The organism is Enterobacter cloacae complex sp. P13B, assembly GCF_014895915.1.
Classification (GTDB): Bacteria; Pseudomonadota; Gammaproteobacteria; order Enterobacterales; family Enterobacteriaceae; genus Enterobacter; species Enterobacter bugandensis.
On sequence record NZ_JADBQN010000048.1, the window covers coordinates 22,458 to 39,251 of the forward strand.

The 16,794-nt window shown below is 56.3% G+C and carries 15 protein-coding genes; 7 read left to right on the forward strand and 8 right to left on the reverse strand.

The window, feature by feature from the left end; all coding sequences use genetic code 11:
- Nucleotides 1–108 precede the first annotated feature (108 nt).
- The 4 genes from mepS to IM273_RS19350 all read right to left on the reverse strand — a co-directional run bounded on the left by mepS (nt 109) and on the right by IM273_RS19350 (nt 4,417).
- Nucleotides 109–678: a bifunctional murein DD-endopeptidase/murein LD-carboxypeptidase gene (gene mepS / locus IM273_RS19335; RefSeq protein ID WP_028013877.1), complete on the reverse strand. Its 570-nt coding sequence runs from the start codon at nt 676–678 to the stop codon at nt 109–111.
- A 415-nt stretch (nt 679–1,093) separates the two neighbouring features.
- Nucleotides 1,094–1,807 carry a phosphatase PAP2 family protein gene (locus IM273_RS19340; protein ID WP_028013876.1) on the reverse strand — a complete coding sequence of 238 codons (714 nt, stop codon included), beginning with the start codon at nt 1,805–1,807 and terminating at the stop codon, nt 1,094–1,096.
- Between the two features lie 33 nt (nt 1,808–1,840).
- On the reverse strand, nt 1,841–2,827 hold the full coding sequence (locus IM273_RS19345) for a GTP-binding protein (protein ID WP_048960965.1): 987 nt from the start codon (nt 2,825–2,827) through the stop codon (nt 1,841–1,843).
- A 123-nt stretch (nt 2,828–2,950) separates the two neighbouring features.
- On the reverse strand, nt 2,951–4,417 hold the full coding sequence (locus IM273_RS19350; protein ID WP_045629871.1) for a mannitol dehydrogenase family protein: 1,467 nt from the start codon (nt 4,415–4,417) through the stop codon (nt 2,951–2,953).
- 205 nt (nt 4,418–4,622) lie between these two features.
- Between IM273_RS19350 and uxuA the strand changes: the two genes are divergently transcribed.
- Complete coding sequence (uxuA, locus tag IM273_RS19355) at nt 4,623–5,813, forward strand: mannonate dehydratase (RefSeq protein WP_193051493.1); 1,191 nt, start codon at nt 4,623–4,625, stop codon at nt 5,811–5,813.
- Nucleotides 5,814–5,858: 45 nt separating this feature from the next.
- Here uxuA and yeiP read toward each other — a convergent pair whose 3' ends face one another.
- Entirely contained in the window at nt 5,859–6,431 is a 573-nt protein-coding gene (gene yeiP / locus IM273_RS19360; RefSeq protein WP_008500940.1) for an elongation factor P-like protein YeiP, read from the reverse strand.
- Between the two features lie 162 nt (nt 6,432–6,593).
- On the opposite strand from yeiP, the gene IM273_RS19365 reads away from it, so the two are divergent.
- A complete protein-coding gene (locus IM273_RS19365; protein WP_028013872.1) occupies nt 6,594–6,848 on the forward strand; it encodes a YkgJ family cysteine cluster protein in 255 nt (84 codons plus the stop codon).
- Here the strand turns inward: IM273_RS19365 and setB are convergent.
- Nucleotides 6,845–8,026, reverse strand: a complete 1,182-nt coding sequence (gene setB / locus IM273_RS19370; protein ID WP_193051495.1) for a sugar efflux transporter SetB — start codon at nt 8,024–8,026, stop codon at nt 6,845–6,847. The genes IM273_RS19365 and setB overlap by 4 nt on opposite strands.
- Before the next feature lie 361 nt (nt 8,027–8,387).
- Between setB and fruB the strand changes: the two genes are divergently transcribed.
- Genes fruB through fruA form a run of 3 tightly spaced genes read left to right on the forward strand, consistent with a single transcriptional unit; the run spans nt 8,388 to nt 12,158 of the window.
- The gene (gene fruB / locus IM273_RS19375; RefSeq protein WP_028013870.1) at nt 8,388–9,518 is read left to right on the forward strand and encodes a fused PTS fructose transporter subunit IIA/HPr protein; all 1,131 of its coding nucleotides are present in this window, start codon (nt 8,388–8,390) and stop codon (nt 9,516–9,518) included.
- The gene (fruK, locus tag IM273_RS19380; RefSeq protein ID WP_010433510.1) at nt 9,518–10,456 is read left to right on the forward strand and encodes a 1-phosphofructokinase; all 939 of its coding nucleotides are present in this window, start codon (nt 9,518–9,520) and stop codon (nt 10,454–10,456) included. Before fruB ends, fruK begins: the two co-directional genes overlap by 1 nt.
- A gap of 16 nt (nt 10,457–10,472) precedes the next feature.
- Nucleotides 10,473–12,158 (forward strand): PTS fructose transporter subunit IIBC, encoded by a 1,686-nt coding sequence (gene fruA, locus IM273_RS19385; RefSeq protein WP_028013869.1) that lies wholly within the window; start codon nt 10,473–10,475, stop codon nt 12,156–12,158.
- Between the two features lie 46 nt (nt 12,159–12,204).
- On the opposite strand, the gene nfo is transcribed toward fruA, so the two are convergent.
- Together nfo and IM273_RS19395 are read right to left on the reverse strand one after the other, a co-directional pair.
- Complete coding sequence (gene nfo, locus IM273_RS19390; protein ID WP_041909003.1) at nt 12,205–13,062, reverse strand: deoxyribonuclease IV; 858 nt, start codon at nt 13,060–13,062, stop codon at nt 12,205–12,207.
- Between the two features lie 64 nt (nt 13,063–13,126).
- Nucleotides 13,127–14,173: a YeiH family protein gene (locus IM273_RS19395; protein ID WP_028013867.1), complete on the reverse strand. Its 1,047-nt coding sequence runs from the start codon at nt 14,171–14,173 to the stop codon at nt 13,127–13,129.
- A gap of 97 nt (nt 14,174–14,270) precedes the next feature.
- Here IM273_RS19395 and yieE point away from each other — a divergent pair, with 97 nt between their 5' ends.
- Complete coding sequence (gene yieE, locus IM273_RS19400) at nt 14,271–15,137, forward strand: DNA-binding transcriptional regulator YeiE (protein ID WP_045629869.1); 867 nt, start codon at nt 14,271–14,273, stop codon at nt 15,135–15,137.
- 158 nt (nt 15,138–15,295) lie between these two features.
- A complete protein-coding gene (locus tag IM273_RS19405; RefSeq protein WP_028013865.1) occupies nt 15,296–16,765 on the forward strand; it encodes an amino acid permease in 1,470 nt (489 codons plus the stop codon).
- Nucleotides 16,766–16,794: the final 29 nt, after the last annotated feature.

The following is a 16,794-nucleotide window of genomic DNA, read 5'->3' on the forward strand; positions in this document are numbered from 1 at the left end:
TGCCGCTGATTGTATTCATTGTAACGGGCAAAAAAAAACACCGCCGAAGCAGTGCTTTTTTTTTATTGTATCGCCAGCCAAGGGATAACCAACGATACAATTATCATATTAACTGCGGGTCAGTACGCGGCGCGCTTCGTTGTAGCGCTTCTTCCAGTACGGTTCATTCATGCTGGAAATGGTCACACCGCTGCTGGTGGAGGCATGTACAAACTGGTCATTACCAATGTAGATGCCCACATGTCGACCGGTAGAACCTGCACGGAACAGCACTAAATCGCCGGTGCGCAGTTTGGTACGTGAAATCGACTTGCCCATCTCCTGCTGTTCGTAGGTCGAACGCGGAAGATCTAACCCAAATTGCTCGCGGAAGGTACGCTGTACAAAGCCGGAACAATCAATGCCTTTTTTAGTGCTGCCGCCAAGACGGTAACGCACGCCTTTCCAGTCAGCATACTGGTCCATAATGCGGGACTTCACGTCCAGATTACGTACCATATTTTCAAATTCATCCTGAGAGGCTTGCAGTGAAGAGGAATCTTCCATTCCCACAACACGCGTCTCAGGATGCATATTCTTTGCGGTGTTCGATGTACTACATGCAGATAACAGTACCGCGACTGCTATCGCCGGGATCCCCCGTAAGATATATCTCAGAAACGGTTGAGATTTGACCATTTTGTTTATTTTCCCTTGAAGTCCTTAACGACAAATATCGTTATAAAAATGCCAAACGTGACGAGACTAATTATCTGTTCACATTGAGACAATTGTTTCTGGTGACATTTGTGGTGCAGCGCACAAAATTATTCACCATCGAAATAATTATCTCCATGGGGCAAAACGAGTTCGAGATTAACCGATTGCCAGGGCTATTGCGAGTAAAAAGAGCCTTTTTTTTATAAGAAATTGTGATACAGAAAGTAAAAATTTGTCATTGCACAAAATAGCGGCAGATCCGCCGCGTAATCGTGCAATTGCTTCATTTTTGTCACGAATGTGATCACAAGAATATGACAGCGCAGAAAGATCGCGGGAAGGGCGTTATCAGGGATCGTGATGATCCCCGATAGTTTACGTTAAAAAATGGTAATTATTTGTTCAATTTTTGTTGCTTTCTGCGCGGAAGATAACGATCGAAAAGGGTAATTAGGCGATCGCTCAAAGGCGTCATCAGAACCCACGGCAGACCAATCAGCACCGCGGAAAGGGAACCCACGACAATATCCGTCAGCCAGTGCGCGCCAATCATCACGCGCGGGAAGGCAAATATCACCACAATAAGCAGGGCGATTGCGAACGCCTTCTTACCGAAATAGCGCAGCATGAACCCAGAAAAAATAAGCAGCATCATGCCGTGATCGCCCGGGAAACTGTCCTTCGAGGCATCTTTTGTTGGAATATGCAGCAGTTCACTCACGCGATAAATATTCGGGAAAGAGAGCGAAGGACTTGCACGTTTTACCGGCATCAGATGTTGCGCCAGCTGATTAATGATCACCGCAGCCAGAAGCATCACCAGTCCGATAATCAGGATGCGGCGACGCCCCGTGTCATCCTCTTTGAGCCAGAAAGAGAGCATCAGGCAGCCCATGGCCAGCAGGGAAAAGCCGTCAAAGGCGCGGTTATTGGTAATCGCCACCAGCCACAGAAAGGCGTCACTCTTCACCAGCCCCTGGTTGAAGAAATGAAACAGGGATGAATCCAGCGGGAACCAGAAACCGTGATTCACCGGGATATACCAGGAGAAAAAGAGCGCCAGACCGGCGACATTAAGCAGTAGTATCTGGGGAATTCGAGTCGTCATAACGTTCTGCATTGAGTGAAAACTGGGGCAACGTTAGCCGCCCGAACTTAAACGAAGCTTCAACAGGCTGGACTGCAGGGCATTCCAGTCGGCATTAACCGCACTAATTAACTCTATTCGGCTGTCAGGTGGCGCGACGTTTTGCGTTTCGATAAAGAAATCGTCGCCCTGGCGGTTGATCCGCACCAGTCCGTCTGGCGTGCGCATGATCCCTTTCACGCGGTCGACCGGCGCAAGCCTGGCCCACTCAAGGATGCCAATGGTGTCGAAAACGGTGTCGGCATCGAAAATCCATCCGCAGGCCTGATACCCCTGACCGCTGTTAAGGTTACGACGCCAGCGCTGGTGTTCCGGCAGGCTAAGCGCGGCCAGACCCTGCTTTGCAGAATGGTGATGCGCATGCTCTGCACTGGCCGGGAGTTGCGCCAGGTTCAGGCGGGGAAGATCCAGCAGGGCGCTATCAATATTCCCCTGCGTGGCCTGCACCCGCGTCCGATTGCCGCCGAAATGCTGCCACCACGCGTCCAGCGCGGCCCGGCTTTCCGCCGTGGCGCGATCTTCTTTATTGGCGACAATAACGTCTGCTGCGGCGAGCTGATCGCGAAAGTTCTCATTGGCCACCGCTTTTTCATCCAGAAGCTGACGCGGATCGAGCAGGCACAGCGTGGCGCGAAGATCGATCCACGGCTCGTAAACCGGGGCGGTCAGTAAATCGAGGATCTGCTTCGGGTGGCCCAGACCGGTAGGTTCAATCAGCAGGCGGTCCGGTTTGCCCTGACGCAGCAGCGTATTGAGGCCTACCTGCATCGGTAAGCCGTTTACGCAGCACATGCATCCGCCGGGGATCTCTTTAATCATTGCGCCGCTGGATGATAGCAACGCGCCATCAATGCCCACTTCGCCGAATTCATTGACCAGCACGGCCCATTTCTCGGCGGGATCTTTATTCGCCAGCAGATGAAGAATAGAGGTGGTTTTACCGCTGCCGAGAAAACCGGTGATGAGGTTGGTTTTGGTCACGTGCGCTCCGCAAGAGAATTGTGATGCTATAACACTATGCTCTTATCCTGGCGAAAAACGGGCGCAATGAGAAGGGGGAGGGCGAACGGAGGCAATGTCCGTTCGCATTAAGCGCAATAATCGCTAAAGATTTAACGTTTCAATAACAGCCTGGCGTGCGCCACGGCGGGTGATGCGCTGGTAGGCCTGGCTAACAGCCTCAGCGAAAACGCTATTTTGCGCGAGATCGTGACCGAAGACCTCGCTCAGCCCCAGCAGCGCATTGACGCGGTCGGCGTCGCTGCTGGCCTCGACAATCGTGCGGATTTTATCGCTGAGGGGATCGCGAACGTCAATCGCGTTGCCGCGTTCGTCGAACCCGCTGACGTAGCGTATCCAGCCAGCGACGCCCAGCGCCAGCAGCGGCCATTCTGTTTTACGCTCAAGGTGGACGCGGATGCCATCCAGCATTCGCTGCGGCAGCTTCTGGCTACCGTCCATCGCGATTTGCCAGGTACGGTGCTGCAGCGCCGGGTTAGCAAAGCGATCAATCAGACTGTCGGCATAAGCAGTCAGGTCGACATCCTTTATACGCAGCGTAGGCGCCTGTTCATCCAGCATTAGCCGCCGGGCGGCTTCGCGGAAGGTGGCGTCCTCCATGCATTCATTAATATGCGCGTACCCGGCGAGATACCCCAGATACGCCAGGAAAGAGTGGCTGCCGTTAAGCATGCGTAATTTCATCTGCTCCCACGGCAGAACGTCCTGCACCATCTGAACGCCCGCCACTTCCCACTCCGGACGCCCGGCGACAAAATTATCTTCCACTACCCACTGAATAAACGGCTCGCAGCTTATGGCGCACGGATCGTCAACGCCGAGCGCGTCGGCGATTTCCGCAAGCGAGGCCTCCGTCGCGGCGGGAACAATTCTGTCGACCATCGTTCCTGGAAAGCTTACGTGGCCCTCGATCCACTCCGCCAATGCCGGGGAGCGCTTTTGCGCCATGCCAAGCACCGCATTTTTCACTACGTGTCCGTTGTCCGGAATGTTGTCGCAGGAAAGCACGGTAAACGCAGGCAAGCCGCGCTCACGGCGGCGATTAAGGGCTTCGACCAGGATCCCCGGCGCGGAATGCGGCTCAGCGGGATTTTCCAGATCGTGGACGATCCGGGCGTTTTGTAAATCCAGCTTACCGGTCGCGGGATCGATGCAGTAGCCTTTCTCCGTAATGGTGAGCGACACAATCGCCACCTGCGGCTCGCAAAACTTCTCTATTATCGCGGGCAGAGAGTCCAGCTTTGCATTCAGGCATTCATGCACGGCCCCGACAATAATCGGCTGATTTCCTTCAGCACCTTTCTCCAGCACGGTAAACAGGTGATCCTGCGCGCGCAGCTGGCTCATCAGCACGTCGCCGCTGAACAGGCTAATCTCACAAATTCCCCAGTCGCCGCCTTTTTCATTCAGCACCCGGTTTGTTAACAATGCCTGATGCGCGCGGTGAAACGCACCGAAGCCGAAATGGACGATGCGGGAGCGCAGTTGATGACGATCGTAGCGCGGTTGTTGAACCTGGGCTGGAAGGGCGGTTGAGGCAATTGTCTTCATGAAATACACACCTGATTAACCATTAATTAACAATGCCAGTCTAAAGTTATATGACAGCAAATAAAATTGGTAAGCCGTAAATATCCCCGTTCTGTGAGTTTGATCAATCAATGTGTGGCGGCGTGTTGACCCTTCACGGCAAACATGTATGGTAGTCGTCATTGCAGTAACCCATATTGGTATAACAACTTGAGAGGATGAGGCAATGGAACAAACCTGGCGTTGGTACGGGCCGAACGATCCGGTTTCTCTTGATGATGTGCGTCAGGCTGGCGCAACGGGTGTCGTCACGGCGCTGCATCACATTCCTAACGGCCAGGTATGGCCGGTTGAGGAGATTCAACAGCGTCAGGCGCTGCTGGCGGAGAAGGGGTTAACCTGGTCTGTGGTAGAAAGCATTCCGGTTCACGAAGATATCAAAACCCATTCCGGGGAATACCGGACCTGGATAGCAAACTATCAGCAGAGCATTCGCAACCTGGCGGCCTGCGGCATTGATACGGTCTGCTATAACTTCATGCCGATTCTGGACTGGACGCGTACCGACCTGGAATATCAGATGCCGGACGGCTCGAAAGCGCTTCGTTTTGACCAGATTGCCTTTGCGGCGTTTGAGCTGCACATTCTGAAACGCCCGGGCGCCGAAGCGGATTACACCGCTGAAGAGCAGCAGCAGGCCCTTGAATGGTTCAATGCCGCCAGTGAAGCGGACGTTGAGAAGCTGACCCGCAATATCATTGCTGGCCTGCCGGGTGCGGAAGAGGGGTACACGCTGGATCAGTTCCGCGCGCGTCTGGCGGAATACGGCAATATTGATAAGCAGCAGCTGCGTGAAAACATGGCGTATTTCCTGCGCGCTATCGTTCCGGTTGCGGAAGAAGCCGGCGTGCGTCTGGCGGTACACCCGGACGATCCGCCGCGTCCTATCCTCGGCCTGCCGCGTATCGTGTCTACGATTGAAGATATGCAATGGCTGAAAGAGACGGTCGACAGCATCCACAACGGCTTTACCATGTGTACCGGGTCCTACGGCGTGCGCGCTGATAACGACCTGGTACGGATGATAGAAACCTTTGGCGATCGCATTCACTTTACGCATCTGCGTGCGACCTGCCGGGAGGAGAATCCAAAGACCTTCCATGAGGCCGCGCACCTTAGCGGTGATGTGAATATGGTGGCGGTGTTGGACGCTATTCTGGCTGAAGAGGCGCGTCGCAAGCAGGCGGGCGATGTACGTCCTATTCCGTTCCGTCCGGATCACGGACACCAGATGCTGGACGATCTGCGTAAGAAAACCAACCCGGGCTATTCGGCGATTGGCCGCCTGAAGGGGATGGCGGAAGTGCGAGGGGTCGAGCTGGCGCTGAAGATGACGAAGTATCCGGAGCTTTTGTAACCGGAATTGTCGGGTGGCGAAGCCGCCACCCGACAAATGCCATAATCAGTCAGCACGACCCATATAGCGTTTTTCTTCAATATGGATGCGGATCTTCTCGCCAGCGGAGAGATATTCCGGCACCTGAACAACCAGACCGGTGGTCAGGGTCGCTGGTTTGTTGCGCGCACTTGCTGAGGCGCCTTTAATGCCCGGCGCGGTTTCAACGATTTCCAGATCCACGGTCTGCGGCAGTTCAAGCGCCAGCAGCACGCCGTCCCAGGTCAGTACCTGCATGTCTGGCATACCGCCTTCAGGAATGAACAGCAGCTCTTCTTCGATCTGATCTTTGGTGAAGATGTACGGGGTGTAATCTTCTTTATCCATGAACACGTATTCGTTGCCGTCGATGTAGGAGAAATCAACGTAGCGGCGGGTCAGGGTCACGGTATCAACGATATCGTCACCTTTAAAACGTTCTTCCACCTTCAGGCCGGTACGCACATCGGCGAAACGCATTTTGTACAGCGTCGCTGCACCACGGGCGCTTGGTGCCTGAATGTCGATGTCTTTCACAATCAGCAATTTGCCGTTGTAATTCAGTACCATACCTTTCTTAATTTCGTTCGCTCTTGGCATTGCAGTAATCCTGTCTACGGGAGGTAAAAAATATCGCGCCAAATTACTCGCGCGCGGCCTTTCAGGCAAGTGGAATTCGTGGCTTTTGCTATCAATACGCAAAAGGTGTTACTGTGCGCCCGATGCCCGACTGTACGGGTGTTCGCCACCGAGAGAGCATGTATGGATTGTCGTCCAGATTGCGGCGCGTGCTGTACCGCTCCGTCCATTTCAAGCCCCATTCCAGGCATGCCTGAAGGCAAGCCCGCCAATACCCGCTGCGTTCAGCTCTCTGAATCCAACCTGTGTATGATCTTTGAGTCTCCCCTGCGCCCGAAGGTCTGTTCCGGGCTTCAGCCATCAGCTGAAATGTGCGGCAGCACGCGCGCGCAGGCAATGACATGGCTGCTGGAGCTGGAAGCGCTCACCGCGCCTTAAACGTCTTTGATCCTCGCCAGACAGCCAATCGTCAGCGTACACATCACCAGCGCAATCCAGAACACCGTGTGGTAGTTCCAGATCTCGGCAACGATACCGGCCATCGAGCCCGCGATAATCCAGCCCACGCGGGTGGTATTAGTATAAAGGGTGGTGGCGGCACCTGCCTGCCCCGGCATCAGATCCTGGAAGTAGAGCATGCCAATCCCCGCCAGGATGCCGATATACACGGCGTTCAGCAGCTGTAAAGCAAGAAGCAGGGCTGGTGTATTGACCGTCAGCATGCCAACGTAGAATAGCAGCCCGGCGACGGCCGCGATGCGCATTAAAAAACGCTTTCCAAAACGCTTCGCATAATAGCCTGCAATCAGCATGGTCGGGATCTCAAGACCCGCGGCGGTGCCCATCATAATGCCGGCCAGCTTCTCCGGCAGGTGTAGCTCATCAATAATAAACAGCGGCATGTTAATGATATACAGGCTGTTGGTGCCCCACATCAGCGTGCAGATAACAAACAGGAGCAGGGCATCGCGGCGGTTACGACGCGGCGCTTCCAGCACGCCCGTTGCCACTTTGGGCTCTTTGCGCATTGACGGCAGAAAAAACCATACCATTGCGCCGCACGCCACAAACGCGACCGCCGCGCTCAGGTACATCACCGTAAAGCCAAACCCCATCGCCAGCGCGTAGGCCAGCGGCGGGCCAATTACCCATGCCAGCGACACCTGAGCGCGCAATATCGAGCTGAACATCACCGCTTCCCGCCCGGTATGGTCGGCATGTTCGCGGGCAAGGGCAAACAGCTGCGGGTTGGCGGTTGAGCCAAAGCTGCTCAGAAAAACGCCGATGAACAGCAAAACGAAATAGTTACGGTTCCAGGCAAACAGGACGCAGGCCAGCACCCCCAGCAGACAGCAGAAAACGATCAGGCTTTTACGATCGCCTTTGCGGTCGGAACGACCGGCGAGAAACTGGCTGACGAGAATGCCGATGATGGCGCTTCCGGTAAAAAAGAAGCCAACCATCGCCGGACGGGCGTGAACTTCGTTAGTCAGGAACAGGCTCAGCGTCGGGGTTTGCAACGCACCGGCGATGCCCGTAAAGAAGGCAACAATCAGGAACGCCGTTGACGTCAAATCAAAGGGCTTCGGCGCGGTGGCCGCAGGGGTGTTATGCATGTTTTATAATTAGCGAGTAACAGAGAGGGGCGGAGTTTACGCCGTCAGTTAAAAAATAAACAGTGGGTGAAGTCAATTACCCCACGAAAAATCAAAATGGCATTTCAACTTACTCCCCACCTGGCTGAACTTAGCTGAAACTGGTTTGCTGAAGTTCAGCAAAATTCAGCTGAACGCAGAAGAAATGTGCAGTATCTCTAAATTCTGATATCGGAAATACGACATTTCTTGCAAGCCATTGCAGAAAGCGCAAGACTTTTTGAAACGTTTCAGCGCTATCTTGTTTTAACAAACGGAGCAGGCTAGCGCATTTTTTCTCATGTAAGCTGAAACGATTCAATTTCAGCAGGAGAGGAGAACCATGTTCCAGTTATCTGTTCAGGATATTCACCCGGGCGCTCAGGCCGGGGATAAAGAAGAGGCTATTCGTCAGGTTGCCGCTGCCCTTGTGCAGGCGGGTAACGTCGCGGACGGCTACGTAAACGGTATGCTGGCGCGCGAGCAGCAGACCTCCACCTTCCTCGGCAATGGCATTGCCATTCCGCACGGCACAACCGACACCCGCGACCAGGTGTTGAAAACCGGCGTTAAGGTCTATCAGTTCCCGCAGGGCGTGCTCTGGGGCGATGGCCAGGTGGCTTATGTTGCTATCGGTATCGCGGCGAGCAGCGACGAACACTTAGGCCTGCTGCGTCAGCTGACGCATGTCCTAAGCGATGACTCCGTGGCGGAACAGCTGAAGTCTGCAACAACCGCTGAAGAGCTGCGGGCGTTGCTGATGGGCGAAAAACAGAGTGAAGCGCTGAAGCTGGATAACGACACGCTGACGCTGGATGTTGTGGCCTCCGACCTGGTCACGCTGCAGGCGCTGAACGCGGGTCGCCTGAAAGAAGCGGGTGCCGCTGATGCCACCTTTGTGACGCGCGTGATTAACGATAAACCGCTGAATCTCGGCCAGGGTATCTGGCTGAACGACAGCGCTGAAGGCAACCTGCGCAGCGCAATTGCAGTGAGCCGCGCCGCCACCGCGTTCGACGTTGAGGGCGAGACAGCAGCCATGCTGGTGACCGTGGCGATGAACGATGAGCAGCCGGTTTCGGTGCTGAAGCGTCTGGGCGATCTGCTGCTGAACAATAAAGCTGAAAAACTGCTGAACGCTGATGCGGCGACCGTGCTGGCGCTGCTGACCAGCGACGACGCGCTAACGGACGACGTGCTGAACGCCGAGTTCGTGGTGCGTAACGAACACGGCCTGCATGCCCGTCCGGGCACCATGCTGGTCAACACCATTAAACAATTTGAAAGCGAGATTACCGTGACCAACCTGGATGGTTCGGGCAAACCGGCCAACGGCCGCAGCCTGATGAAAGTCGTCGCGCTGGGCGTGAAGAAAGGCCATCGCCTGCGCTTCACCGCGCAGGGCGCAGATGCTGAACAGGCGCTGAAAGCAATTGGCGACGCCATCGCGGCAGGTCTGGGGGAGGGCGCATAATGAGCAGACGTGTTGCGACTATTACGCTGAACCCGGCTTATGACCTGGTGGGGTTTTGCCCGGAAATTGAGCGCGGCGAAGTTAACCTCGTGCGTACCACTGGCCTGCATGCTGCGGGCAAAGGGATTAACGTCGCGAAGGTGCTCAAGGATCTCGGTATCGACGTCACCGTGGGCGGATTCCTCGGTAAAGATAACCAGGATGGCTTCCAGCAGCTGTTCAGCGAGCTGGGCATTGCCAACCGTTTCCAGGTTGTGCAGGGCCGTACCCGCATCAACGTTAAGCTGACGGAAAAAGACGGCGAAGTGACCGATCTTAACTTCTCCGGTTTCGAAGTGACACCAGCTGACTGGGAGCGCTTTGTGACCGACTCCCTGACCTGGCTGGGCCAGTTCGACATGGTGTGCGTCAGCGGCAGCCTGCCGTCCGGCGTCAGCCCGGAAGCGTTTACCGACTGGATGACGCGCCTGCGCAGCCAGTGCCCGTGCATTATCTTCGACAGCAGCCGTGATGCGCTGGTGGCGGGTCTGAAAGCCTCTCCATGGCTGGTGAAGCCAAACCGCCGCGAGCTGGAGATCTGGGCAGGCCGCAAGCTGCCGGAATTAAAAGATGTGATTGAGGCCGCCCATGCGCTGCGCGAGCAGGGTATTGCTCACGTGGTGATCTCGCTGGGTGCAGAAGGGGCGTTGTGGGTTAACGCTTCAGGTGAATGGATTGCCAAACCGCCGTCAATGGAAGTGGTGAGCACCGTTGGCGCAGGGGATTCTATGGTTGGCGGCCTGATTTACGGCCTGCTGATGCGTGAATCCAGTGAACATACGTTACGTCTTGCCACCGCCGTTGCAGCCCTGGCCGTGAGCCAGAGCAATGTCGGTATTACCGATCGTACCCAGTTAGCCGCGATGATGGCGCGCGTTGACTTAAAACCTTTTAACTAACAGCAGGAGAGGAATAATGAAAACGCTGCTGATCATTGACTCCGGTCTCGGACAGGCTCGCGCCTACATGGCGAAGACCCTGCTGGGCGCGGCGGCACAAAAAGCACACCTGGACATCATTGATAACCCAGGCGATGCCGAACTGGCGATTGTCCTGGGCGATAAAATTCCCGCTGACAGCGCGCTGAACGGCAAAAAAGTGTGGCTGGGCGATATTAATCGCGCGGTGGCACACCCGGAACTGTTTCTGAGCGAAGCGAAAGGTCACGCGACCGTCTACAGCGCGCCTGTCGCGGCGGCTCCGGCTGCGGCCTCGGGTCCGAAACGCGTTGTCGCGGTCACGGCCTGCCCGACGGGCGTGGCGCACACCTTTATGGCAGCTGAAGCCATTGAAACCGAAGCGAAAAAACGCGGCTGGTGGGTGAAGGTTGAAACCCGTGGCTCCGTGGGGGCGGGCAATGCCATTACGCCGGAAGAGGTCGCTGAGGCCGATCTGGTGATTGTGGCGGCAGATATCGAAGTGGATCTGGCGAAATTTGCCGGCAAACCGATGTACCGCACCTCTACCGGCCTGGCGCTGAAAAAGACCGCGCAGGAGTTTGATAAGGCCCTGGCAGAAGCCAAACCGTATCAGGCCACCGGCGCAGCAAAAACGCCGACCGAAGGGAAAAAAGAGTCTGCGGGCGCATACCGTCACCTTCTGACCGGCGTGTCCTACATGCTGCCGATGGTGGTTGCGGGCGGCCTGTGTATCGCACTGTCGTTCGCGTTTGGTATTACGGCATTTAAAGAAGAAGGGACGCTTGCGGCTGCGCTGATGCAGATCGGCGGCGGTTCAGCGTTCGCGCTGATGGTGCCGGTGCTGGCGGGCTTTATCGCCTTCTCCATCGCTGACCGTCCGGGTCTGACCCCGGGTCTTATCGGCGGTATGCTGGCGGTGAGCACTGGTTCCGGCTTTATTGGCGGTATCATCGCAGGTTTCCTCGCGGGTTACGTTGCGAAGCTGATTAGCTCAAAGCTGAAGCTGCCGCAGAGTATGGAGGCGCTGAAGCCAATCCTGATCATTCCGCTCATCTCCAGCCTGGTGGTCGGTCTGGCGATGATTTACCTGATTGGTAAGCCGGTTGCGGGTATCCTGGCGGGCCTGACCCACTGGCTGCAAACCATGGGCACGGCGAACGCGGTGCTGCTGGGCGCAATCCTCGGCGGCATGATGTGTACCGACATGGGTGGCCCGGTGAACAAAGCGGCATACGCCTTTGGCGTTGGCCTGCTGAGTACCCAGACTTACGCGCCGATGGCGGCGATCATGGCGGCCGGTATGGTGCCACCGCTGGCGCTTGGCCTGGCGACGATTATTGCCCGTCGTAAGTTCGACAAAGCGCAGCAGGAAGGCGGTAAAGCGGCGCTGGTGCTGGGCCTGTGCTTCATCACAGAAGGTGCGATTCCGTTCGCGGCGCGTGACCCAATGCGTGTTCTGCCGTGCTGTATCGTCGGCGGCGCGGTAACGGGTGCCATCTCCATGGCGATTGGCGCGAAGCTGATGGCGCCGCACGGCGGTCTGTTCGTCCTGCTGATCCCTGGCGCCATCACCCCAGTACTGGGTTATCTGCTGGCGATTGTTGCCGGTACGCTGGTGGCAGGCCTGTCTTACGCGGTGCTGAAACGTCCGGAAGCGGAAGTTGTGGCAAAAGCAGCGTAAGCAGTAAGCAATAAAAAAGCCGGGTGCTAATGCAACCCGGCTTTTTTTATGCCGCCTGTTCTGCGGTTTGCTGTGCCTTCAGCCAGGCAATCTCCTCCGCCCAGATATCCGGATTGATGGTTTCCAGCACCATCGGAATACCGTCGAAGCGGGCGTCCTGCATAATAAAGCGGAAGGCATCGTGACCGATATTGCCTTCGCCCAGGCTGTGGTGGCGGTCAACGCGGCTGCCGAACGCGCTTTTCGCATCGTTCAGGTGCATACCGCGAAGATACTTAAAGCCAACAACGCGCTCGAACTCCTCGAAAGTATTTTTCGTGGCCTCGGTGGTGCGCAGGTCATACCCGGCGGCAAACGCATGGCAGGTGTCAATGCACACGCCCACGCGAGACTTATCTTCCACGCCGTCAATGATTGCCGCCAGATGTTCAAACCTAAAGCCGAGGTTGCTGCCCTGACCAGCCGTGTTTTCAATCACTGCGGTGACGCCTTTGGTCTTATCCAGCGTCATGTTGATGGATTCGGCAATGCGCGCCAGACAGGCATCTTCATCAATCTGCATCAGATGACTACCCGGATGGAAGTTCAGCAGCGTCAGCCCGAGCTGTTCGCAGCGCTGCACTTCATCAAGGAACGCCTCGCGGGACTTATCCAGCGCTTCCTGCACCGGATGCCCGAGGTTAATCAGATAGCTGTCGTGGGGAAGGATCTGGCCCGGCCCGTAATGGTATTTTTCACAGGCGGCTTTGAAATCGTCAATGACCTCAGCGGTGAGCGGCGCGGCGCGCCACTGGCGCTGGTTTTTGGTGAACAGGGCGAAAGCGGTCGCCTCGATTTCGGCGGCGCGAATGGCGGCATTCGCCAGGCCACCTGCAGCGCTGACGTGCGCTCCAACGTATTTCATATAAAAACTCCTGTTAACCCGAAACGCTTATGATAGCGGGTTAACAGGAGAAGGACGAGATGGTTTATGCCATCAGGCTGTGCACGGCGAGGTTAATCGCACCGCCGCCGACAATCAGCCAGATGAAGAGCACCAGCGCCATCAGCAGCGGCTTCGCACCGGCTTTTTTCAGCGCGCTGACGTGCGTGGTCACCCCCAGCGCCGCCATCGCCATCGCCAGCAGCACCGTATCCAGCGTCACCAGCATCTCCACTACCGCTTTTGGCAGCAGGTGGAAGGAGTTAAAGATAGCGACCACGATGAACAGGATCGCAAACCACGGAATGGTGATTTTGCTCTTCTCGCTGCCGCCAGCCGGTGCCAGCTGTTTAACACGGGCCGCGAGGAAAATCAGGAACGGGGCCAGCATCATCACGCGCAGCATTTTGGCAATGACCGCCGCGTTTTCCGCTTCCGGGTTAATGGCGTGACCTGCCGCCACCACCTGCGCCACTTCGTGCATGGTTGAGCCAATATAGATGCCGTAGGTTTCCGGGCTAAACCAGTGCGCCACCAGCGGGTACATGGCCGGATACAGGAAGATCGCCAGCGTACCGAAGATAACCACCGTCGCGACCGCCACCGTCACTTTACTGGCTTCGGCTTTAACGACGGGTTCTGTTGCCAGCACCGCGGCCGCGCCGCAGATGCTGCTGCCTGCGCCGATTAACCAGCTGGTTTGCTTATCCAGGCCAAACACTTTCTGACCGATAAAGCACGCCAGTAAAAAGGTGCTGGTCAGCGTCAGGACGTCAATGGCAATCCCGCTGACGCCCACGTCCGCAATCTGCGAAAAGGTGAGACGGAAGCCGTAAAGGATAATCCCGAGACGTAATAAATGCTGCTTGGCGAAAATCACGCCGCCGTCGCAGGATTTCCAGATATGGGGGTAAACGGTGTTCCCGACCACCATGCCGAGCAAAATGGCCAGCGTTAACGCGCTGAACCCTGCACCGGCCACTGCCGGAATACTGCCGCCCCATAAGGCCACGCCGGTGACGACGGCGCTGAGCGCAAGGCCGGGCACGAAGTGCCACACTGTACGATGATGTTGTAAGGTGATTTCTGACATAACCTTCTCCTTTGTCTGGCTAAAGGTTACGGCGCGCTGGCTTAAAAATAAAATTGATTATATATTTATAATCAATCTTTATAAGTGGTAAGTAACCATGCACATTACATTGCGTCAGCTGGAAGTGTTTGCCGAGGTGCTGAAAAGCGGCTCGACGACCCAGGCGTCACAAATGCTGGCGCTCTCGCAGTCTGCCGTCAGCGCGGCGTTGACCGATCTCGAAGGCCAGCTGGGCGTCCAGCTGTTTGACAGGGTAGGGAAGCGACTGGTGGTCAACGAACATGGCCGCCTGCTTTACCCGCGCGCGCTGGCGCTGCTGGAGCAGGCTATTGAAATCGAGCAGCTGTTCCGCGAGGACAACGGCGCGATCCGCGTTTTTGCCAGCAGCACCATCGGCAACTACATCCTGCCGGAAGTGATTGCCCGCTACCGCCGGGACTTCCCGACCCTGCCGCTGGAAATGAGCGTGGGTAACAGCCAGGACGTGATCAACGCGGTGATTGATTTCCGCGTGGATATCGGTCTTATCGAAGGTCCTTGCCACAACGTCGATATCATTGCCGAGCCCTGGCTGGAGGATGAGCTGGTGGTGTTTGCGTCTCCGGCCTCGTCGTTATTGCAGGGCGAGGTGACGCTGGAGCGGCTGGCGCAGGCGCAGTGGATCCTCCGCGAGCAGGGTTCCGGCACGCGCGAGATTGTCGACTACCTGCTGCTGTCGCATCTGCCGCATTTCCAGCTGGGAATGGAGCTGGGAAACTCAGAGGCGATTAAGCACGCGGTGCGTCATGGCCTGGGCATCAGCTGTCTTTCCCGGCGGGTGATTGCCGAACAGCTGGAGACCGGATCGCTGGTGGAAATCCCCGTTCCGCTGCCAAAACTGGTGCGCACGCTGTGGTGCATCCACCATCGTCAGAAACACCTGTCCAGTTCGCTGCAGCGTTTTCTGCGCTACTGCGAGATGTAAAAGCGCCCCTCACCCCAAAGGGGAGAGGGAAAAATAATGCGTTACTTATAATCCTGGACGCGTCATGAAGCTCTCTTATAACAGGGTATTTCTGCCGGAAGGAACGCAGATCGTCTGCTACAATCGCGCCTCATTTATTAAATGGACAGCATTTTCACATGGTTTCAGAAACTAAAACCACAGAAGCGCCCACGCTACGTCGTGAACTCAAGGCGCGTCACCTGACGATGATCGCCATTGGCGGCTCAATCGGTACAGGTCTTTTCGTTGCCTCTGGCGCAACGATTTCGGCAGCCGGCCCGGGTGGGGCATTATTCTCTTATATCCTGATTGGCCTGATGGTTTATTTCCTGATGACCAGCCTGGGCGAACTGGCGGCATACATGCCGGTGTCAGGTTCGTTTTCGACCTACGGACAAAAATACGTTGAGGAAGGCTTCGGCTTCGCGCTGGGCTGGAACTACTGGTACAACTGGGCCGTCACCATCGCCGTGGACCTCGTCGCCGCGCAGCTGGTGATGACCTGGTGGTTCCCGGACACGCCGGGCTGGATCTGGAGCGCCCTGTTCCTCGCCGTCATCTTCCTGCTGAACTACATCTCCGTGCGCGGCTTTGGCGAAGCGGAATACTGGTTCTCTTTGATCAAAGTGGCAACCGTCATCATCTTTATCGTCGTCGGCGTGGCGATGATCGTGGGTATTTTCAAAGGGGCTGAACCTGCGGGCTGGAGCAACTGGACGATAGGCGATGCGCCGTTTGCCGGGGGCTTCTCGGCGATGATTGGCGTGGCGATGATTGTCGGCTTCTCCTTCCAGGGCACGGAGCTGATTGGTATCGCGGCCGGTGAATCCGAAAACCCGGAGAAGAACATTCCGCGCGCGGTGCGTCAGGTGTTCTGGCGTATCCTGCTGTTCTACGTGTTCGCTATTTTGATTATCAGCCTGATCATTCCGTATACCGATCCAAGCCTGCTGCGTAACGATGTGAAAGACATCAGCGTCAGCCCGTTCACCCTGGTCTTCCAGCACGCGGGCCTGCTCTCAGCGGCGGCGGTAATGAATGCGGTGATCCTGACGGCGGTGCTGTCGGCGGGTAACTCCGGCATGTACGCCTCCACCCGTATGCTTTATACCCTGGCTTGCGACGGCAAAGCGCCGCGCATTTTCTCGAAACTGTCCCGCGGCGGCGTACCGCGCAACGCGCTGTATGCCACCACGGTGATTGCCGGCCTGTGCTTCCTGACCTCCATGTTCGGCAACCAGACGGTGTACCTGTGGCTGCTTAACACCTCCGGGATGACGGGCTTTATCGCCTGGCTGGGCATTGCCATCAGCCACTATCGTTTCCGTCGCGGCTACGTCATGCAGGGTCATGACCTGAATAACCTGCCGTACCGTTCAGGGTTCTTCCCGCTGGGGCCGATTTTCGCCTTCGTTCTGTGCCTGATCATTACTCTGGGTCAGAACTATGAGGCCTTCCTTGCGGACACCATTGACTGGGGTGCCGTCACGGCGACCTACATTGGTATTCCGCTGTTCCTGATCATCTGGTTTGGCTACAAACTGACGAAAGGAACCCGCTTCGTTCGCTACAGTGAAATGGATTTCCCGGAACGATTTAAACAATAACCGCGCTTCCTCTCTTTCAGCCCGCTCAA